The sequence below is a fragment of the Millisia brevis NBRC 105863 genome, assembly GCF_001552615.1.
In the GTDB taxonomy this organism is placed as follows: Bacteria; Actinomycetota; Actinomycetes; order Mycobacteriales; family Mycobacteriaceae; genus Millisia; species Millisia brevis.
Window position 1 is genome coordinate 1 of sequence record NZ_BCRN01000001.1, and the last position, 20140, is coordinate 20140.

A 20140-nucleotide genomic window follows, 5' to 3' on the forward strand; every position below is an offset into this window, starting at 1 on the left:
AAAGGCACAATTTGCGACGTATTCACCCCGCGGACGTGTCGATCGGGGCGCCGAATCGGGTGGGGAGACGCATCCAGCCCGGTGGGCGGAGCCGACGGCTAGCGTTGACGCATGTCCAGCTCCGAGAAGACCCCGATCCGCGACGCACCGGCCGATGACTCGACCTCCGGTACCGGCCATGCGCGGGAGGACTTCCGTATGACGGTGATGCGGCGGGCGCTCGATCTCTTCGCGTCCCATGGATACGAGGCGACCACGGTCGATCAGATCGCCGATGTCTCCGGGATCTCGCGACGTACCTTTTTCCGGCAGTTCCGCGCGAAGGAGGATGTGGTCTTCGTCGACCACGACCATGCGCTGGATCAGGTGACCGACTATCTGTCCCTCGATCACCCGGATCCGATCGGTGCGGTCTGCCAGGCGACGGAGATCGTCTACCGGCGCTTTCTGGAACTCGGTCCCCTGGCCGAGCAGCGCTATCGCGTCGTACGCCAGGTCCCCACTCTCCGGGACCGGGAGATTCTGATGACCACTCGCTACGAGCGTCTCTTCCACAGTTACCTGCAGCGCAACCTCCCCGCTGCCCGGCGCCTCGACGCGGTGCAGATCGCGGCCGCGATCACCGCCACCCACAACTGGTTCCTGCGCAGGATGGTGCGCGGCGAATCGGCGGGGTTGGCGGCTCTGCGCACGTCGTTGACCGAACTGTGCAGCCGTTTTGTGGCGCCGAGCCCGCGTTCGGACACCGATTCGACCGAATCGATGGTGGTCGCGGTCTTCCCCACCGGAGCCGAACCCACCCAAATCGCCGAAGCGATCGACCGCGCCCTGCGTCGGGCGGAAGATGGGTATCCGGGAGACGCGTCCAGTCGGAGTTGATCATCGTGTCGTCTTCGCCGAGTGCCGCAGATGCTTGACCCACTATGACCTGCGTCGCATCTCGGCAAGATTGACCATTTTCCCCAACGACGGCCGCGCGTCCCCTATGATCGGGCGACGATGGCACTCAGTGCCATAGACATGACACTTAGTGTCGGACCAGCGACTGTGAGGTAACACCATGGCCGGTAACCCGGACTTCGACCTTTTCCAGCTCCCCGAGGAACACGACGAACTGCGCTCGGCGATCCGCGATCTGTCGGTCAAGCAGATCGAGCCCTACGCGGCCGAGGTCGACGAGAACGAGCGGTACCCCGAGGAAGCGCTCGAGGCTCTCAACGCGTCCGGCTTCAACGCGGTCCACATCCCCGAGGAATACGGTGGTCAGGGCGCCGATTCGGTGGCGACCGTCATCGTGATCGAGGAGGTCTCCCGGGTCTGCGCCTCCTCCTCCCTGATCCCCGCGGTCAACAAGCTCGGCACGATGGGCCTGATCCTCAACGGTTCCGAGGACCTCAAGAAGCAGGTTCTGCCGGACATCGTCAACGGCGCGACCGCCTCCTATGCCCTCTCCGAGCGGGAGGCCGGCTCCGACGCCGCCGCCATGCGCACCAAGGCGACCAAGGACGGCGACAGCTGGGTCCTCAACGGCACCAAGTGCTGGATCACCAACGGCAGCAAGTCGACCTGGTTCACCGTCATGGCGGTGACCGACCCGGAGAAGGGCGCCAACGGCATCTCGGCGTTCATGGTCCACAAGGACGATCCGGGCTTCGTGGTCGGTCCGAAGGAGAAGAAGCTCGGTATCAAGGGCAGCCCGACCAACGAGCTGTACTTCGAGAGCTGCCGCATCCCCGGCGACCGCATCATCGGCGAGGTCGGCACCGGTTTCAAGACCGCGCTGCAGACCCTCGACCACACCCGTCCGACCATCGGCGCCCAGGCCGTGGGCATCGCCCAGGGCGCGCTGGACGCGGCGATCGCCTACACCAAGGATCGCAAGCAGTTCGGCAAGGCGATCTCCACCTTCCAGGGTGTGGAGTTCATGCTCGCCGACATGGCGATGAACACCGAGGCCGCCCGGCTGATGGTCTACCACTCCGCGGCGCGCGCCGAGCGGGGCGAGAAGAACCTCGGCTTCATCTCGTCGGCGTCGAAGTGCTTCGCGTCCGATGTCGCCATGCAGGTGACCACCGACGCCGTGCAGCTCTTTGGTGGCGCCGGTTATACCCGCGACTTCCCGGTGGAGCGGATGATGCGCGACGCCAAGATCACCCAGATCTACGAGGGCACCAACCAGATTCAGCGAGTGGTCATGTCCCGCGCGCTGCTGCGCGGCTGATCCCGGCCCGCGCCGACTGCTACAAACACCCCCGTGAGCGCGGGGCCGCGACAATTATTGCCGCGGCCCCGCGCTCACGCCGTTTCTGTGGACGCCTCCACCGCTACTCGCGTCCCATCAACCGGTCGAGGTCGCGCCGCTCGCGTTTGGTGGGCCGGCCGGCGCCGCGGTCGCGGTGCGGCAGCGACGCGAGAACCTCCTTGGGCGGGGGCGGCGGGCTGTGGTCGATGAAGCAGGTCGCGGCCACCGGGGCGGATACCCGCTTGTTGATCGGTCGCACCACCTCGACGATGCGTTCGCGCCCGTCGACCCGCAGCCGCACCCGCATGCCGGGGACGACCGTTTGTGCGGCTTTGGCGGTGACGTCGTCCACCCGAACGTGCCCGCCGCGGCAGGCCGTGGCCGCCATCGACCGCGTCTTGAACAGCCGGATCGCCCACAGCCACGCGTCGACTCGGCAACTTGTCGGCTCGCTCATCGTCCGCCCACTCAGTCTTTCGGGCCACCCGCGACGTAGATGACCTGCCCCGATACGAAGCCGGCACCCTCGCTGACCAGGAACGACGCGGTATGTGCGATGTCGGCCGGCTGTCCGACGCGCCCGACCGGGATCGCCGCCGCCGCAATGGCCTTGAAGTCCTCGAAGGAGGCGCCGACCCGTTCGGCGGTGGCCGCGGTCATCTCCGTTTCGATGAAACCCGGGGCGATCGCGTTGGCGGTGATGCCGTAGCGACCGAGCTCGATCGCGAGGGTCTTGGTGAAACCCTGCATTCCGGCCTTGGCCGCGGAGTAGTTGGCCTGACCGCGGTTGCCGAGCGCGGAGGTCGACGACAGGTTGACGATGCGCCCGTACTTCGCCTCGACCATGTGCTTCTGTGTCGCGCGGGTCATCAGGAAGGCGCCGCGCAGGTGGACGCCGAGCACCGCGTCCCAGTCGGTGACGCTCATCTTGAACAGCAGGTTGTCGCGGGTGATGCCGGCGTTGTTGACCAGCACGGTCGGGGCGCCGAACTCGGTAGCGATCCGCTCGACCGCCTCGGCCACCGACTCCTCGTCGGCGACGTTGGCCCCGATGCCGATCGCGGTGCCACCGGCGTCGACGATCGCATCGACCGTGACGGCGGTGGCGGCCTCGTCGAGGTCGAGCACCGCGACCCCGAAACCGTCGGCGGCGAGCCGCTTGGCCACCTCCGCACCGATTCCCCGGGCCGCGCCGGTGACAATCGCCGTCTTCGTCTGCGCCACGTGGATCGCTTCCCTCCGTCGGACCGCTGCGAACGGCTCGACTCTATCCCCCGAGGATGCGCTCGACGGCCGCCAGTGGAACACCGATCCAGTCCGGCCGGTTGCGGGTCTCGTAGTCGACCTCGTAGACCGCTTTGTCCAGCTCGTACGCCGCGAGCAGGGCCGATGGGGTGCGCGGATCGTGTTCGGCGGCGCGGGCGTACCCATCGCAGAACGCTTCGGCCGCGGCCCGGGCCCCGGCGACCGCCGCCGGCCCGCCGCCCGCGACCGCCGCGGCGTAGTCGTAGGACCGCACCATGCCCGCGACATCGCGCAACGGGCTGTCCGGGGCTCGCCGCAGGGCCGGATCGGTGGCCGGTTCCCCCTCGAAATCGATAACCACCCAGAGTCCGTCGGCGTCGAGCACCTGCCCCAGGTGCAGGTCGCCGTGCACCCGATGGATCGGCACCGGCCCGGCGCCTGCCGCCTCGGCCACCAGCGCGGCGGCCCGTTCCCGGTAGGGCGCGAGCCGCGGGACCCGGCGGATATGTTCGTCGATTCGTTCGGACAGGCCGGTCGCGAGTTCGGCGGCGTCGACCCGTCGACCTCCGAGGGAGCGGTTCAGGTCGCGGTGCACCACCGCGACCGCCTCGCCGAGCCGGTCGGCCGCCGCGGTCAATTGGTCGACGGCGCCGGTGCGCAGCGCGTCGACCGCCGCGTCGAAGCCGTCGTTCGCCCCGGCCAGGAAGTCCTGCGCCATCGCGATCGTGGTCCGCCGGCCGTCGACGGTGGTCTCGGCCCACCCGCGCAGCGCCGCGACGTGTGGGCAGCCGACGGTGCCCAACGCCCGGTGGATCTCGACGTCCGGGTTCTCACCGTCGGAAAGCTGCCGGAAGAACTTGATCAACACCCGCCCACCGACGACGACGGAGGTATTGGACTGCTCGACCCCGAGCGGTCGCCCCATGGCCGCCACATCATCGAAACCGTTTGCAAAGGAATGGAATTCGAGCGCGCCGAGCGATCCGTCGACGTCGATGGGCGCCACCGCGTCCTGCCGGGTGAAGAGCGGGACGTAGGCGGCGATCCCCGCCGGCGTCGCCAGCGCGTCGTCCCAGCGTCGCCCGTCGGCGTCGATCACCAGCGGGTCGACGGCGTGGATCGCCGACCGATCGTCACTGCCCGGCGATGCGATCAGCGGGACCTGGTAGTCGGCGGAGGTACCGTCCGCGGTGACCGCCCCGACGATCGTGTGCGCGACTGACGCGCCGATCGGCCACCAGCCGCGCACGTCCACCCGCTCGACCGCCGACGATTTCGCCGAGAACCAGCGGCGATCGCCGAGTCGATCAACGAGCGACCGTGCCAACGCCGGCGGGTCGATCGACGGTTCGACCACCGAATCAGTCCTCGTCCTCGAAGTCCTCGACCGGGCCGACCCGGTGCTCCGGTTGCAGCGCGAACCAGAAGAATCCGTGCCCGGGCAGGGTGATCATGTAGTCGTCGTCCCCGATCTGCGGGAACATCACCCCGCCGGTCAGCTCGACCGGGATGCGCCCGGCGAAGGGCGACAGGTCGATGCGCACCGCCTGGGGATGGCGCGCCAGATTGTTGACGCAGAGGATCACGTCGCTGCCGCGGCGTTCGTCCGGCGCCATCTCCCGCAGGAAGGTCAGCACAGCCGGATTGGTGGTACCCAGTTCGGTGAACGATCCCATCCCGAACGCGGGATGTTCCTTGCGCACGTGGATCATTCGCCGCGTCCAGTGCAGCAGCGAGTTGCTGCTGGCGGACTGCGCCTCGACGTTGACCGCCTGGTAGCCGTAGGTCGGGTCCATGATCGGCGGCAGGTAGATGCGGCCCGGGTCGCAGCGGGAGAAGCCGCCGTTGCGGTCGGGGGTCCACTGCATCGGGGTGCGCACCGCGTCGCGGTCACCGAGCCAGATGTTGTCGCCCATGCCGATCTCGTCGCCGTAGTAGAGCACCGGCGATCCGGGCAGCGAGAGCAGCAGGGCGGTGAACAGTTCGAGCTGGTTGCGATCGTTGTCCAGCAGCGGAGCGAGCCGCCGGCGGATACCGATATTCGCCTTCATCCGCGGATCCTTGGCGTACTCCGCGTACATGTAGTCGCGTTCCTCGTCGGTGACCATCTCGAGGGTCAACTCGTCGTGGTTGCGCAGGAAGATCCCCCACTGCGCGGACTTCGGGATCGGCGGGGTCTGGGCGAGGATCTCCGAGATCGGGAAGCGGGTCTGCCGGCGCACGGCCATGAAGATCCGCGGCATTAGCGGGAAGTGGAACGCCATATGACATTCGTCGCCGATATCCGGTTCCCCGAAGTACTCGACGACGTCGGCCGGCCACTGATTGGCCTCGGCCAGCAGCACCCGCCCCGGGAACTCCTTGTCGACGACGGCGCGACACTTCTTCAGGAAATCGTGTGTCTCGGGCAGGTTTTCGCAGTTGGTGCCCTCGCGTTCGAACAGGTAGGGAACCGCGTCGAGCCGGAATCCGTCGATCCCGAGGTCGAGCCAGAAGCGCAGCACATCGACCATCGCGTCGCGCACGGCCGGATTGTCGTAGTTCAGGTCGGGCTGGTGGGAGAAGAAGCGATGCCAGTAGTACTGCCGGCGCACCGGATCCCAGGTCCAGTTCGACGTTTCGGTGTCGACGAAGATGATGCGCGCGTCGCTGTAGGCCTCGTCGGTGTCCGACCAGACGTAGAAGTCGCCGTAGGGGCCGTCCGGGTCCGAGCGCGACTCCAGGAACCACTGGTGGGTATCGGAGGTGTGGTTCATGACCAGGTCGGTGATCACCCGGATCCCGCGGCGGTGCGCCTGGTCGAGCAGTTCGACGAAGTCGTCGACCGTCCCGAACTCGGGCAGCACCGATCGGAAGTCGCGGATGTCGTAACCGCCGTCGCGCAGCGGGGAGTCGTAGAACGGCGGCAACCACAGGCAGTCGACGCCGAGCCAGGAAAGGTAGTCCAGCTTCTCGGTCAGCCCCTTCAGGTCGCCGGTGCCGTCGTTGGACGAATCCTGGAAGGCGCGAACGAGCACCTCGTAGAAGACGGCGCGTTTGAACCAGTCGTCCTCGACGCGCAGTGGGGTGGCGCTGCCGAAGTCATCGGAATTCGCCTCGACCAGCAATCCGTCGGTGCTGTGGATCATCGGATCGGGACCCGGCATAACTCCTCGGTTCGAGCTCGTGACGCGCATATGCCGACCGGACGGGGATGTCACGTTCGGGAGGCTCGGGGACATGGTAGCCGGCTGTCGGGCGGCCGTGCTGCTGCCGCGAGGGACCGCGACCGCGCCGTTACCGAGCCGACGGACGGCGGGTTGCCGACCGACCTTCGCCGAACGGTACCGATACTCGAAGGGTCGGCGGAACCAGCCCCCGTCGACCGCTCGACTCGACGAGCACACGCCCGCTCGTCCGCATACCCGTCCCACAGGAAGGCCTCCTTCGCGATGCGCGCACCACGCCCACCGGCCCCACCACCGGAACCGCTCCATCCCGACGTCGCGGCGTCCCGCCTGCGCGTCAGCCGCCGCCGCGCCCTGTTGATCGGCGGCACGGTCGGCATGGGCGGCGTCCTGGCGGCCTGCGCCTCGCCGGCGACATCGACCGATGTCACGACCACGTCCGCGGCGGCCACGACAGCGGGTGAACCTCCGCTCGCGGCGGCCTCCGCGGTCGACCTGCTCGACACCGCGTCGCGCTGCGAGACCACCTCGGAGGAGACTCAGGGGCCGTACTGGTTCGACGTCGACGCGATCCGCTCCGATATCCGCGAGGACCGGCCGGGGGCGGCGCTGGACCTGGCGATCCGCGCCGAGAACATCACCGGCTGTGCCGTCGACGGGTCCGGCGCCGTTCCGATCCCCAATGCGGTGGTCGAGATCTGGCATTGCGACGCCGGCGGGGTCTACTCCGGCTTCGAGGTCTCCTCGATCGCGGCGAACGGCGGGCGGCCGGGCGGCTCGCCCGCGGGTGCGGCCGGGTCGACCGGTCCCGGCAGCGGGCCCGGCCAGGTATCGGACTGGTCGTACAGCGTCGGTACCCGGGAGGGCTCGACCACCGACGACGGCACCTACCTGCGCGGCGCCCAGGTCACCGACGCCAACGGCATCGTGACGTTCACCACGATCTTCCCCGGCTGGTACACCGGCCGTACCACGCATATCCACCTGAAGGTGCACATCGATCGGTCGACCGCGCTGACCAGTCAGCTCTACTTCCCCGAGGGGACGATCGCCGAGATCAACGAGCTCGCCCCGTATACCGATCACCCCGGTTGGCAGGACAACACCCGCAACGACACCGACGGCATCTTCGACCCCAGCGGGATGACCACCGTCGCGCACAACGGCGAGCGCTACCTCGCCGCGATCAACCTCGGCATCGCCGTCTGACCCCGCGCCCTCCCCCTACCCGGCCCGCCCCTCCCCGCCCGCCCCGGCCCCCGACCCCCGCCGAGCGAGCCGCGAGAGTGTCGCTTTCTTCGGTTCAGCCGCAGCAACCGTCACTCTCGCGGTCGGTGGATCGCGCTAGTCTGCCGTGTGGGCAGGGGCCGCGGGTGCGGCCGGGAACGCGGGAGGGCGACGTGTCGCAGGAACCGACCGACGGCACGGGCACGCTCTATCTGGTGCCGACGCCGATCGGCGATACGCGCGATATCACCAACCGGGCGATCGAGGTGCTCATCGCCGCGGACGTGATCGCCTGCGAGGACACCCGCAACACCCGGACCCTGCTGAACGCTCTGGGCATCGAGCACAACGGCCTGTTGAGCTACCACGAGCACAACGAGCAGTCCCGCACCGTGCAACTGCTCGCCCGCCTGGAATCCGGTGCCGATGTGGCGGTCGTCTCCGACGCCGGCACCCCGCTGGTCAACGACCCGGGCTTTCGGTTGGTATCCGCGGCGATCGATCTCGGCATCCCGGTGCGGCCCCTGCCCGGAGCCAATGCGCCGATCACCGCGCTGATCGGTTCGGGGCTGCCGGTCCACCACTTTCACTACCTGGGATTCCTACCCCGCCGGGGCGCCGCGCGCCGGGCCGCGCTCGAGGCGGTCCGCTCCGGCACCGCGACGCTGTTGTTGTTCGAGGCGCCGCACCGGATCGTCGAGATGCTCGAGGACGTGCGGACGACCTTCGGTGAGCGCCGAGTGGCGTTGGGCCGCAACCTGACCAGGCCGGACGAGGAGTTCCTGCGCGGCCCGATCTCCGAGGTGATCGCCGGGCTCGAGGCCCTGGAGACCGTTCGCGGCCAGTTCACGGTGGTGATCGAGGGCAAGCCGGACAGCGGCGACCACGGCGAGGAGGCCGCGGCCAACGAGCTGATCGCGGTGCTGCTGCGCCACGGGGTGGACGGCCGGGCGATCCGCGATGTCGTCTGCGACGTCACCGGGCTCTCCCGCAATCGGGCCTACGCCCTGATCTCCGCCCAGCGGGCGACCACCGACGACTGACCGCGCCCCGCCTACCCGCCCCTCGGGCCACCCTCTCGGGCAGCGGCGTCAGGCAACCGCGAACGGCAGTCCCAGGCTCTCGAACAGCGGCGCAACCTTCTTGGCCGCCCGCCGACGGCTGGTCCGTTCCCGGAAGGGGCCGGAGCTCAATCCGGAGGTCCGATTGCGGAACAGCAGGTTGACCAGCATGTAGGTGTGCAGTTCCTGCTGCGGCCGGTCGAGAATCACCTCGACGACGGTGGCCGGGCCGAAGACTCCGGAGCCCTTGCGAAAGAGCAGTCCCCGCTGCGACGGCCGCTGCTTGAATCCGTTCGCGGCGGCCCATCCGGCGACGGTCGCCCGGATGTCGGCGCCGGGCGGCAGGACAACCTCGTCGCGGGCCGTCTTGGCGAACAGCGACAGCACGAGCAACGTACCGAGAGCACCGAGTCCGCCCCCGATGATGGGGAGCAGGGAGATACCGGATTCCACAATCAACCATCCCGACCGACGAGCCACACCGACAATTCACACAGGCCGAGGTCCCCCGGCCGTCGCAGACGCTAGCCCATCACCGGACCAACGCCCCATTTCGAACATCACACCCCCGCTCGGCGGCGGTAGCCTCGAACGGGTGAACTCCGGCATCGATACGAGATGGTTCGACAGCGCCACCCGGCCGCAGGACGATCTGTTCGTCCACGTCAACGGGACCTGGCTGAGCGACTACGAGATTCCCGAGGACCGCGCCGTCGACGGCGCCTTCCGCACCCTGTACGACCGCGCCGAGGAAAATGTGCGCGAGCTCATTCAGCAGGCGGCGGCGGGCGGCCCGGCACCGGGGACCGACGCGCAGCGCATCGGTGATCTCTACGCGAGCTTCCTGGACGTCGACGCCGTCAACGCCGCCGGGATCGAACCGATCCGCGGTGAGCTCGATGCGATCGCCGCCGCCGGCTCCGCCGAGGAATTGGCGACCCTGCTCGGTGAGCTGCAGCGCACCGGCATCCGCGGGATCGGCGCCTACGTCGACACCGACTCGAAGAACTCCAGCCGCTACCTGGCGCACATCATGCAGTCCGGTCTGGGGCTGCCCGACGAGTCGTACTACCGCGAGGACGCGCACGAGCAGGTCCGGCAGGCGTATCTCGCGCATATCGGTGCGATGTCGCAGATCGCGGGTGTGCCGCTGGACGCGGAGCGGATCTTCGCGTTGGAGAAGAAGATCGCCGCCGGCCACTGGGACGTGGTGGCGCGCCGGGACGCCGAGCGCACCTACAACCTGTTCACCCTCGACAGCCTGGTCGAGAAGGCGGCGGGCTTCCCGTGGCGCAACTGGTTGGCCGGATTCGCCGGCCCCGACGCCGATATCGACACGGCGTTCGCCGAGGTGGTCGTCGGACAGCCCGACTTCGTCGAGACGTTCGCCCGGCTGTGGGCCTCGGAGCCGATCGAGGACTGGAAGCAGTGGTTGACCTGGCGGGTCCTGTCGGCCCGCTCGCCGCTGCTGCACGCCGGCCTGGTCGACGAGAACTTCGCCTTCTACGGCACCACGCTGACCGGCGCCCCGGCCAACCGTGACCGCTGGAAGCGCGGCGTGTCGATGGTCCAGGAATTCCTCGGCGAGGCGGTCGGCAAGGTCTACGTCGAGCAGTACTTCCCGCCGGAGTCGAAGACCCGGATGCAGGAGCTGGTCGCGAACCTGATCGAGGCCTACCGCCGCAACATCACCGACCTCGAGTGGATGGGCCCGGACACCCGGACCGCCGCGCTGGCCAAGCTCGAGAAGTTCACCCCGAAGATCGGCTACCCCGACCGGTGGCGCGACTACTCGGCGGTGACGATCGACCCGACCGACGTGGTGGGCAACTATCGCCGCGGCTACGCCGCCGACGTCGACCACGATTTCGGCAAGCTCGGCGGCCCGGTCGACCGCGGCGAGTGGTTCATGACCCCGCAGACGGTCAACGCCTACTACAACCCGGGGATGAACGAGATCGTCTTTCCCGCCGCGATTCTGCAGCCGCCGTTCTTCGATCCGAATGCCGACGACGCCGCCAACTACGGCGGTATCGGCGCGGTGATCGGCCACGAGATCGGACACGGTTTCGACGATCAGGGCTCGAAGTACGACGGCGACGGCAACTTGGTGGATTGGTGGACCGACGCCGACCGCGCCGAATTCGGCAAGCGCACCGCCGCGTTGATCGAGCAGTACAACGCCCTGGTCCCGGCCGGTCTGGCCGAGGACAACACCGTCAACGGCGCGTTCACCGTCGGCGAGAACATCGGCGACCTCGGCGGCCTGTCGATCGCGATCGCCGCCTACCTGATCTCCCTGGACGGCAAGCCCGCTCCGGTGATCGACGGCACCACCGGCCTGCAGCGCGTCTTCTACGGCTGGGCGCAGGTCTGGCGGACGAAGGTGCGGCAGCAGGAGGCGGTCCGCCGGCTGGCGACCGACCCGCATTCGCCGCCGGAGTTCCGATGCAATGCGGTGGTCCGCAATGTCGACGCCTTCTACGAGGCCTTCGACGTGACCGCCGAGGACGAGCTGTTCCTCGACAGCGAATCGCGCGTACACATCTGGTAGCCGCCCCGCCCCGGTTGAAATCTCACCGATTGCAACCGGGGCACGGCCGCCGGTCGAGGGCGAGGATGGCCACGTGAGTGGTGTGTTCTCGTTTCCCAACCCGGTCAACGACTATGCCGCGCGGGCGACCGCCGGACTGGTGGTGGCGTTGTCGGTGGTGGCCATCGTGGTCAACCATCCGATCGTCTACGCGATCCTGACCATCGGATTCGCCCTGCGCGTCGCCGGCGGACCGCGCTATTCGCCGTTCGGGCGCCTCGCGGTGCACGTGATCGTGCCGCACCTGATCAAGAAGACCAAACTGGTACCGGGGCCGCCGAAGCGCTTCGCCCAGACGATCGGCCTGGTGGTCTCCGGCGCCGCGTTGGTGACGTCGTTGACCGTCGGTGGGATCACCCCGCAGATCATCACCGGTGTGCTGATCGTCGCAGCGCTGCTCGAATCGGCGCTCGGCTTCTGCCTCGGCTGCACGATCTTCGGTTTCCTGATCCGGCGCGGGGTCATCCCGGATTCGGTGTGCGAGGCGTGCAACTCGGTCAACCCCGTCCGCGACGCCGCATCCGCCGCGATCAAAACATTCGGCCGGGCCGGGAACGATCCCGCAAGGCCGCCAATCGTTTGACCTGCACCGGGTGGCTCGCCAGGGCGTTGGCCCACCACGCGAAGAAGCCCTTCTCGGTCTGCGCCCGGTCGGCCATCATGTCGAAGTTGACCGTCGGATAGAGGTACTTGCCGGCGGAGAGCACCGTCATCCCGCGCGACCCGATCGGTGAGGCGAGATAACCGTGGTTGTCGGCGCTGTACTCCTGGGCGCGGCTCAGGGCGCTGCCCAACAGCGGGATCCGCATGGCGATCAGGGTGGCCAGCTGCCGCCAATAGGAGGCGTGGCCGGCGGCGATGTGCCCGACCTCGTGGCCGATGATGAACCGCAGGGTTTCGGGATCACGCAGTCGGCCACCGACTTCGAAGAGGTCGGAGTTGACCGCCACGTAGCGGCGGAAGCCGTGCCCGGAGGCGAAGGCGTTGAGCACGCCGTTGCCGAGCACGACGTAGGCGTCCGGGACGGTGGACATGCGGAAGCGCCGGGCCGCGTCGACGACCATCGCGTGCGCCTCGGGGAACTGGTACGGGGTGATCGGGACGGCGTTGAGCCGTTGCTGCGCCATCAGCATGCCGCGCGCCGCCCAGATCAGCACGGGTGCACCCAGCAGGAAGGCGGCGACGGTGAAGTCGACCGATTCGCCGTCCCGGATCGCCAGGAGCATCGCGCTGACCAGCAGGATCCACAGCAGGACCGATACGAGCACCGCGACGATCAGCGTCGGGATCTCCCAGGGATGCCACAGGCGCAGCGGGCTCGGCCCGTGCAGCACGCCCGGCCCCTCCGGCGGCACGTAGCCGATCGGTGGTACCGGCCCCGGAGGCGACGGATACCCGCCGCGCCGATCGACGGGCGCAGTGCCGTATCCGGCCGGCCCACCGAGGACCGGCGGGGGACCCACCGCGTATCCGGGCGGCGGTGACGAGCTCTGCGCCTGCCGGGACCACCCCTCGTCGGACGACCGCTCGTACGGTTGATTCACTCTCTCTTTGTACCGGCTTCCACGCGCCCATCCGACATTCCGGGCATCGGCGCGTGGCATCGGAGATCAGCCGCGGCGCCCGCGGGTTCGATAGCCGTGTACCGCAAGCAGACCGAAGACGATGGTCAGTCCGGCGGTCCACAGCAGCGCGCGGATCGCGGGACTTGCCACCGGGCCGCCGGCCGCCATCCCCCGCATCGCCTCGACCACCGCCGAGACCGGGTTGGCTTCGGCGATGGGTTGGATCCACGTCGGCAGGTCGGACTTCGGCACGAACCCCGTCGACAGGAACGACGCCAGCAGCAGGATCGCGTTCAACGCCGATCCGGCGGCCTCCCCCGAGCGGACGCGCACGGCGATCGCGATCATCATCCAGGCGACGCCGGTGCCGAATACCAGCGGCAGGACAAAGAATCCGAGGATGCCGAGCACACCGTTGGTGAAGCGGAAGCCGAGCGCGATGCCGACGACAACCACCACGCCCAGGGTGATCAGGTTGCGCGCGGCGTCCCCGATGATGCGGCCGATCAGCGGTGCGGACCGGGCGATCGGCAGGGCCCGCAGGCGGTGATCGAAACCGGATTCGAGATCGGCGAAGGTGCCCATCCCGGTTCCCAAGGCGGCGAACAGGATTCCCATCACCGCGAAGAGCGGCAGGCTGAATTGCACGTAGGCGGCGCGATCCCCGCCGGGGGCGACCAGCGAGCCGAACGACACGGTGATCAGCAGCAGCAGGACCAGCGGGAAGAACACCGCGGTGACCACGAGGATCGGATTGCGCAGCGTCACCAGGACCGCACGGGTGGTCAGGGCGACGGTATCACCGAGCGCCGCCCCGAATCCGCCCGAACGGCGCGAGCCCTCGGCGGCGGTGGCGCCGGCGGCGGTCACTTGGCCCTCCGGTAGGCGCGCGCGGCCAGGAAGGTCGCGACCACCAGCAGGCCGACCAACCAGGCGAGCGCGATCGACACCGGTCGCGCGAGCGCGTCCCCCGACGAGGCGAGGGCCCGCAGGGCGTCGACGGTGCGGGTCAACGGCTGGTTGGCGACGATCGGTTGCAGCCAGCCGGGGAAGGCGTCGGTCGGCGCGAAGGCGTTGGACACCAACAGGAACGGGAAGAAGATCGCATTGGTGACCGCCTGCACCGATTCGACGCTGCCGATCGCGAAGCCGATCGCCACGAAGGCGGTGCAGGCGACCGCGCAGAACAGCAGGGCCACGACCACGAACCCGATCGACGCGAGCGGCGTGCCGTGCAGGCGGAAGCCCATCAGCGCACCGGCCGGGATCAGCACGGCGATCGTCAACGCCGCCCGGCACAGTTCGGCGCCGACCAGGCCGGCGACCGGGGCCACCGGGGCGACCGCCATCGAGCGCAAACGCCGGATCATGCCGCCGGTGACGTCCTCGACCGACAGGATCGCCGCCGACATCGCGGTGAACAGCATGCCCTGCAGCAGCACCGCGGGCAGCAGGTATTGCCCGTAGCCGGAGCCGATGCGCCGTTCGACCACCGTGCCGAAGACGACGTAGAACATCGTCGCGAAGACCAGCGGCAGCAGGATCGCGGACATGATCGACGCCGGTCGCCGGCTCATCAGCCGCAAGTGGCGCCGGGCGAGCATGACCGTGTCGCCCACCGGGGCCGGGTAGGCGGTGGGAGCGGCGACGGTGTCGGGGCCCAGCGCCGGAGTCGCGGTCACCGGGTTGCCTCCTCGGCGGTGGCCTGGTCCTCGCGCGGATTTCCGGTGAGCCGGAAGAAGACGTCGTCGAGGGTCGGCCGGCGCAGCGCGACGTCCTCGACCGGGATGTTCGCCCCGTCGAGGATGCGGACCACCTCGATCAGCGTGGACGCACCGGTCGCGGCGATCGCCACCCCGTCGGCGTCGGCGGTCAGGCCGGGGCGCCCGGCCAGCAGTTCGAGCACGCGGGCCCGGATCCGGTCGGTACCGGTGGCGATACGGCAGACCGAACCGCCCGCCTGGTCCTTGAGGTCGTCGGCGGTGCCGTCGGCGATCACCCGACCGTGGTCGATCACGACGATCCGGTCGGCGAGCGCGTCGGCCTCGTCGAGGTACTGCGTGGTCAGCAGGATCGTCATGCCGTCGCTGCGCAGCTCGCGCACGACGTCCCAGAGGACCGCACGGCTGCGCGGGTCGAGCCCGGTGGTCGGTTCGTCGAGGAAGAGCACCTCGGGGCGCCCGATCAGCGAGGCGGCCAGGTCGAGGCGGCGGCGCATCCCGCCGGAGAAGGTGCCGCTGCGCCGGTCGGCGGCGTCGGTCAGATCGAATCGGGAGAGCAACTCGTCGGCCCGTTCCGCCGAGCGCCGACGGCCGAGTTTGAGCAGTCGGCCGAAGAGTTCGAGGTTCTCCCGGGCGGTGAGGTTGTCGTCGAGGGCCACGAACTGACCGGTCAGCCCGATTACTGCCCGCACCTCGGCCGCCTCGGCCACCACATCGCGCCCCGCGACCCGGGCGTGCCCGGCATCGGGTTCGAGCAGGGTGGTCAGGACATCGATCGTGGTGGTCTTGCCCGCCCCATTGGGGCCGAGCACCCCGGCGATCGTGCCCTCCGGAACGGTCAGTCCCAAGCCGTCGAGTGCCGTCACCTCACCGAAACGCTTGACCAGCCCCTCGGCTTCGACCGCATAGCGCGTCGGCACCAGACTGAGGCTAGCCTATCCTCCCGTCCGGGCGGCGCTCCCCGGCCGGTTCAGAAGTTCCAGTCGGTCAGACCGTCGCCCTGCCGGGCGGAGCCACCCGCGGTGTTGACCACGATGATCGCGTCGCCGCGCTTGATGTTGTCGTAGAACCAGGCACCGTTCTCGGTGCTGACATTCACGCAGCCGTGGCTGACGTTCTGGCTGCCCTGGGCCCATTCCGACCACGGCGCCGCGTGCACGAACAGACCGCTGTTCGAGAAACGGGTCGCGTACTCGACGTCGAGCAGATAGCCCTCGGGATCGTCGTGCGGAATACCGATCGTTTCGGAATCCATCACCATCTCGCGATTGCTCTCCGCGACGATGTAGGTGCCATTCGGGGTATCGAATCCCGGCTTGCCCAGCGAGACCGGCATGGTCTTGATGACCTCGCCGTTGCGCTCGAAAGACAGCTCCTTCGTGGCGTCGTCGACGGTTACGACGACCCGGTCACCGATGTCGAACGAGCTGGTCGTATCGCCGGCGGAGACCGTGACGGTGATGTTGGCCGGCCAGAACTCGCTCGGTCGCCAGCGCACCTGCGAGTCGTTCCACCAGTAGAAATGGCCGTCGAGCGGGCCGTTGGTGGTGGTGACCGAGATCGCCTGCTCGGCGGTCTGCCGGTCGTCGATCGGCTCGTTGAAGTTGATGATCACCGGCTGGGCGACACCGACGACCGAACCGGCCGACGGGAAGACGCTCGGCGCGGAGAAGTTGGCCACCGGAGTGATCGGCACGGTCGGAACCAGGGGGGTCTCACCGGGGATCTCCGGGCCGCCCGGCCAGGCCGGTACGGCTCCGGCCTGGGGTGCGGCCAGTCCGAGCGCGGCCACCGAGGCCACGGTCACGGCAGCCCCCGTGAGGGCACGACGCAGCCGGGTCCGGAATCGAGCAGAGCCGAATCGAACAGAAGACACACAAACCCCTTCCGAAACACCGGTGGAACACCGGCCGCGACGAGTCTAACGGTCGTATCGGAATACGGAAGGGGTGTGTTATTTCCGACCGGTGTCGCGGGAGGTCGATACGTCGACCCGATTGCCGTCCGCATCCCAATGGTCGGCCACCTTCTTCGACGGCTGGACCCGGGGCGGTTCGTTCGGCATCTTCGGATAGTCGGGCGGGAAATTGAGTTCCCCGCCGGGAAGGCGTTCCCACAGGTCGAGCAATGGTTCGAGGGAATAGGCGTGCTCCGCCATATCCGACCACGGGTTCTCATCGACGAGATATTCCGGGACGGTGAACAGGTTGTAGGCCGCCGGATCGTCGGTCTCGGCGAGCCGCTCCCAGCTCATCGGTGTCGACACCGGGGCGCCCGGGCGGGGTCGCAGGCTCCAGGCGCTGGCGATCGTCCGATCCCGGTTGTTCTGGTTGTAGTCGATGAACAGCCGCGACCCGCGCTCCTCCTTCCACCAGGCGGTGGTCACCCCGTCGTCGCGGCGCTCGAGCTCCCGCCCGAACCCGATCGCCGCGTGCCGGACCTCCTCGAAGGACCATTCCGGGCGAATCCGCACGTAGATGTGGATACCGCGGTTGCCGCTGGTCTTCGGGTAGCCGCGCAGTCCGAGCTCCTCGAGCAGCTCGCGGGCCACCAGCGCGACCCGGCGCGCGTCGGTGAAGCCGGTGCCCGGCTGCGGATCGATGTCGATGCGCAGCTCATCGGGGTGGTCGACGTCCGCCCGGGTGACCGGCCAGGGATGGAAGGTCAAGGTGCCCATCTGCGCGGCCCAGACCGCGGCGGCGGGCTCGGAGGGACACAGCTCGTCGATCGGTCGACCATTGGGGGTGCGGACGCGCACGGTCTCGAGCCAGTCGGGCGCCCCCTTGGGCAGCCGCTTCTGATAGAAACCGTCGCCCTCGCGGTCCTGCGGCCCGGTGGCCAGGCGCATCCCGGTCCGCCACCCGTCCGGCCAGCGTTCCATCGCGGTGGGCCGATCGCCGATCGCCCGCATCAGCGCGGCACCGACGGTCGCGAAATACTCGCAGACCTGCAGTTTCGACACCTCGGGAGCGGTGTCGGTCGCCTCGTAGACCACCCGATCCGGGCTGGACACCTTGACCTCGCGATCACCGACGGTCAGCACGGTCGCCGGACTCTTTGCCATGCGCCCACGCTACTGCCGACGTGGTGGACGTCACCGCGGCGGCATGCCGATGTCGGACCCGCGTCCTACTGTCGTGCCATGGCGTACGACGTGATCCTCGCCGATCGGATTCGCGAGCTGCTCGCGCCGCGTCGCGATGTCACCGAACGCCGCATGTTCGGCGGATTGGCATTCCTGATCGGCGGTCATATGTCCCTCTGCGTCAGCGGGCAGGGCGGCCTGATGGTCCGGCTGCCACCGGAGGAGACCGCGGCCGCGCTGGAGGAACCGGGCGCCGAGCCGATGGTCATGTCCGGTCGGGAGGTCCGGGGCTGGCTGCGGGTCGCGGCCGGTACGGTCGATGACGACGTAGTCCTGCGGGAATGGGTCGAGCGCGGTGTCGCCTACGGGGAGATGCTGCCGCCCAAGCCAGGAGCCCCTGGTGTCGAGACGGAGCCGAGGAGGCCGTTCAGTCCCGCGACGGCGGGTGCCGAACCAGCGCCCCCAGACCATGGGTGATCGACGTCACCGCCAGCGAGGGGTCCGCGGCCCGTTGGACGGCCACCCCGAGCATGAGCCCGAGCATCAACATCGCGGTCGCATCCCAGTCGACGCGCTCGGCATCGGGGATCTCCGACCGGGCACCGATCAGCCGGGCGATGCGCTCGCGCATGCGGGCGTACCGCTGCGCGGAACTGTCCGCGGTGGCGGCGACCGAGGCGACCTCCAACTCGAACCGCGCCCACCGACGCTCCCCGATCATCCGGTCCGCCCACTCCCCGAGGACGCGCTGCCACGCGCCGAGGCTGTCGTCCCCGGCGAGGTCGGCGAGGATCCGGTCGATCTCGCGGGCGTAGAGCATGTCGAGCGCCTCGGCGGCGAGATCGGGCTTGCCGCCGAAGTTCGAGTAGACCGCGCCGGTGGTGAAACCGGCCGTATCGGCGATCTGCTCGACCGAGCACGCGTGATATCCGTGGTCGAGGAAAAGCGTCAAAGCCGCATCGAGAATCAGGCCGCGCGTGCGCTCCTTGCTCTCGGCTCGACTCAGAGGGGCCATCGCTTCACTGTAACTCTCGGGCGGCCGCATCAACCCGTAGACGAGGACAAAATTCGAGGTCAGCGGCCTGCCAGAACGTCGGAAACGTCGTATCGGGCCGGTATGTCCAGCTGTTCGAAGGTGCATTCGGACGGCTCGCGGTCCGGTCTCCACCGCAGGAACTTCGCGGTATGCCGCAGGCGCAGTCGCGCGTCTGCGGCGGCGTCGCCCTCCATCTGGTCGTAGGCGACCTCGAGGACCCGTTCGGGGCGCAGCGGGATCCAACTGCGATCGGCGCCGGCCCGCCAACGGGTCGCCTCGCCCTCGGCGACGACGTCCGCGCCGACGCGCAGCGGCTCGACGATGTCGAGCAGTTCGACGCGAGCGGCGTCGGAGAACGAGCCGCTGCCGCCGATCATGTAGAGCTGGTCGTCGTGGTAGAGCCCGAGCAGCAGGGATCCCACACCGCGCCCGGACTTGTGCACCCGATAACCGAACAGCACACAGTCGGCGGTCCGCGCGTGCTTGACCTTGATCATCTCGCGCTTGTTCGGCAGATAGATACTGTCGGCCCGCTTGGCGACCACCCCGTCGAGCCCGGCGCCCTCGAACTCCCGGAACCAGCGCTCGGCGACATCCGGGTCGTCGGTGGCGGCGGTGACGTGGCAGCCTCCGCCGGGGCGGACCGCCGGGCGCAGGCGCTCGCGGCGCTCGGAGAAGGGCAGCCCGGTCAGATCCTCGTCCCCCAGGGCGAGTACGTCGAAGGCGATCAGGGAGGCCGGCTGCCGCTCGGCGAGCATCGCCACCCGGCTGGCGGCCGGATGGATCCGCTCGGACAGCGCATCCCAGCTCAGCCGCAGGATGCCGTCCACCTCGCGGGCGACGACGAGTTCGCCGTCGATGACGCAGCGTTCGGACAGGTATTCGCGGACCTGCTCGACCATCTCCGGGAAGTAGCGGGCCAGATCCTTGCCGCCGCGCGAGCCGATGACGACCTCGTCACCGTCCCGGAAGACGATCGCCCGGAAGCCGTCCCACTTCGGTTCGTACCACCAGGGCGACTCCCCCTCCGCGGCGCGCGGCACGACCTTGGTGGCCTTGGCGAGCATCGGCGCGACGGGCGGCTCGATCGGCAGTTGCACGGATCACATCCTGTCAGACCGCGCCGACGAACCGACCCGAACGGCCCCCCGACAGGCCCCCCGACAGACAAACAGACAAACGAGCGGGCCGGCTCCGC

At 68.9% G+C, this 20140-nt stretch carries 20 protein-coding genes; 7 read left to right on the forward strand and 13 right to left on the reverse strand.

What is annotated here, in order from left to right; genetic code table 11:
* Nucleotides 1–111: 111 nt before the first annotated feature.
* The gene (locus MB1_RS00005; RefSeq protein WP_084350514.1) at nt 112–879 is read left to right on the forward strand and encodes a TetR family transcriptional regulator; all 768 of its coding nucleotides are present in this window, start codon (nt 112–114) and stop codon (nt 877–879) included.
* A gap of 181 nt (nt 880–1060) precedes the next feature.
* Complete coding sequence (locus MB1_RS00010; RefSeq protein ID WP_066902478.1) at nt 1061–2221, forward strand: acyl-CoA dehydrogenase; 1161 nt, start codon at nt 1061–1063, stop codon at nt 2219–2221.
* Nucleotides 2222–2324: 103 nt separating this feature from the next.
* On the opposite strand, the gene MB1_RS00015 is transcribed toward MB1_RS00010, so the two are convergent.
* From MB1_RS00015 to treS, 4 genes are read right to left on the reverse strand one after another with little or no spacing between them, the layout of a single operon-like run.
* On the reverse strand, nt 2325–2699 hold the full coding sequence (locus MB1_RS00015) for an RNA-binding S4 domain-containing protein (RefSeq protein ID WP_066902480.1): 375 nt from the start codon (nt 2697–2699) through the stop codon (nt 2325–2327).
* Between the two features lie 11 nt (nt 2700–2710).
* The gene (locus MB1_RS00020) at nt 2711–3466 is read right to left on the reverse strand and encodes an SDR family oxidoreductase (protein ID WP_066902482.1); all 756 of its coding nucleotides are present in this window, start codon (nt 3464–3466) and stop codon (nt 2711–2713) included.
* Nucleotides 3467–3509: 43 nt separating this feature from the next.
* The gene (locus tag MB1_RS00025) at nt 3510–4844 is read right to left on the reverse strand and encodes a hypothetical protein (protein WP_066902484.1); all 1335 of its coding nucleotides are present in this window, start codon (nt 4842–4844) and stop codon (nt 3510–3512) included.
* Between the two features lie 4 nt (nt 4845–4848).
* The gene (gene treS, locus MB1_RS00030; RefSeq protein ID WP_066902486.1) at nt 4849–6633 is read right to left on the reverse strand and encodes a maltose alpha-D-glucosyltransferase; all 1785 of its coding nucleotides are present in this window, start codon (nt 6631–6633) and stop codon (nt 4849–4851) included.
* A 285-nt stretch (nt 6634–6918) separates the two neighbouring features.
* Between treS and MB1_RS00035 the strand changes: the two genes are divergently transcribed.
* Both MB1_RS00035 and rsmI read left to right on the forward strand, forming a co-directional pair.
* Nucleotides 6919–7863, forward strand: coding sequence for a peptidase associated/transthyretin-like domain-containing protein (locus MB1_RS00035; protein WP_066902488.1), 945 nt, complete (start codon nt 6919–6921; stop codon nt 7861–7863).
* A gap of 191 nt (nt 7864–8054) precedes the next feature.
* The gene (gene rsmI, locus MB1_RS00040; RefSeq protein WP_066902490.1) at nt 8055–8924 is read left to right on the forward strand and encodes a 16S rRNA (cytidine(1402)-2'-O)-methyltransferase; all 870 of its coding nucleotides are present in this window, start codon (nt 8055–8057) and stop codon (nt 8922–8924) included.
* A gap of 48 nt (nt 8925–8972) precedes the next feature.
* On the opposite strand, the gene MB1_RS00045 is transcribed toward rsmI, so the two are convergent.
* Nucleotides 8973–9395, reverse strand: coding sequence for a hypothetical protein (locus MB1_RS00045; RefSeq protein ID WP_066902492.1), 423 nt, complete (start codon nt 9393–9395; stop codon nt 8973–8975).
* A gap of 142 nt (nt 9396–9537) precedes the next feature.
* On the opposite strand from MB1_RS00045, the gene MB1_RS00050 reads away from it, so the two are divergent.
* Both MB1_RS00050 and MB1_RS00055 read left to right on the forward strand, forming a co-directional pair.
* A complete protein-coding gene (locus MB1_RS00050) occupies nt 9538–11496 on the forward strand; it encodes a M13 family metallopeptidase (RefSeq protein ID WP_066902494.1) in 1959 nt (652 codons plus the stop codon).
* 73 nt (nt 11497–11569) lie between these two features.
* Nucleotides 11570–12118, forward strand: a complete 549-nt coding sequence (locus MB1_RS00055; protein ID WP_066902496.1) for a DUF4395 domain-containing protein — start codon at nt 11570–11572, stop codon at nt 12116–12118.
* On the opposite strand, the gene MB1_RS26250 is transcribed toward MB1_RS00055, so the two are convergent.
* The 6 genes from MB1_RS26250 to MB1_RS00085 all read right to left on the reverse strand — a co-directional run bounded on the left by MB1_RS26250 (nt 12066) and on the right by MB1_RS00085 (nt 17885).
* Nucleotides 12066–13079 (reverse strand): M48 family metallopeptidase, encoded by a 1014-nt coding sequence (locus MB1_RS26250; RefSeq protein WP_245649949.1) that lies wholly within the window; start codon nt 13077–13079, stop codon nt 12066–12068. The genes MB1_RS00055 and MB1_RS26250 overlap by 53 nt on opposite strands.
* 66 nt (nt 13080–13145) lie before the next feature.
* Nucleotides 13146–13970, reverse strand: coding sequence for an ABC transporter permease (locus tag MB1_RS00065; protein WP_084350524.1), 825 nt, complete (start codon nt 13968–13970; stop codon nt 13146–13148).
* Nucleotides 13967–14782: an ABC transporter permease gene (locus MB1_RS00070; protein WP_066902498.1), complete on the reverse strand. Its 816-nt coding sequence runs from the start codon at nt 14780–14782 to the stop codon at nt 13967–13969. The genes MB1_RS00065 and MB1_RS00070 overlap by 4 nt, the downstream gene beginning before the upstream one ends.
* Nucleotides 14779–15741: a daunorubicin/doxorubicin resistance ABC transporter ATP-binding protein DrrA gene (locus tag MB1_RS00075; protein WP_066902500.1), complete on the reverse strand. Its 963-nt coding sequence runs from the start codon at nt 15739–15741 to the stop codon at nt 14779–14781. The genes MB1_RS00070 and MB1_RS00075 overlap by 4 nt, the downstream gene beginning before the upstream one ends.
* Nucleotides 15742–15791: 50 nt before the next feature.
* Complete coding sequence (locus MB1_RS00080; protein WP_084350526.1) at nt 15792–16697, reverse strand: L,D-transpeptidase; 906 nt, start codon at nt 16695–16697, stop codon at nt 15792–15794.
* 78 nt (nt 16698–16775) lie between these two features.
* Complete coding sequence (locus MB1_RS00085) at nt 16776–17885, reverse strand: DNA polymerase domain-containing protein (RefSeq protein WP_066902502.1); 1110 nt, start codon at nt 17883–17885, stop codon at nt 16776–16778.
* Between the two features lie 78 nt (nt 17886–17963).
* On the opposite strand from MB1_RS00085, the gene MB1_RS00090 reads away from it, so the two are divergent.
* Entirely contained in the window at nt 17964–18383 is a 420-nt protein-coding gene (locus tag MB1_RS00090; protein WP_084350528.1) for a TfoX/Sxy family protein, read from the forward strand.
* Here MB1_RS00090 and MB1_RS00095 read toward each other — a convergent pair.
* Both MB1_RS00095 and MB1_RS00100 read right to left on the reverse strand, forming a co-directional pair.
* Complete coding sequence (locus tag MB1_RS00095; protein ID WP_169801570.1) at nt 18334–18921, reverse strand: TetR/AcrR family transcriptional regulator; 588 nt, start codon at nt 18919–18921, stop codon at nt 18334–18336. The genes MB1_RS00090 and MB1_RS00095 overlap by 50 nt on opposite strands.
* A gap of 59 nt (nt 18922–18980) precedes the next feature.
* Nucleotides 18981–20042 carry an ATP-dependent DNA ligase gene (locus MB1_RS00100; RefSeq protein WP_066902505.1) on the reverse strand — a complete coding sequence of 354 codons (1062 nt, stop codon included), beginning with the start codon at nt 20040–20042 and terminating at the stop codon, nt 18981–18983.
* Between the last annotated feature and the right edge of the window lie 98 nt (nt 20043–20140).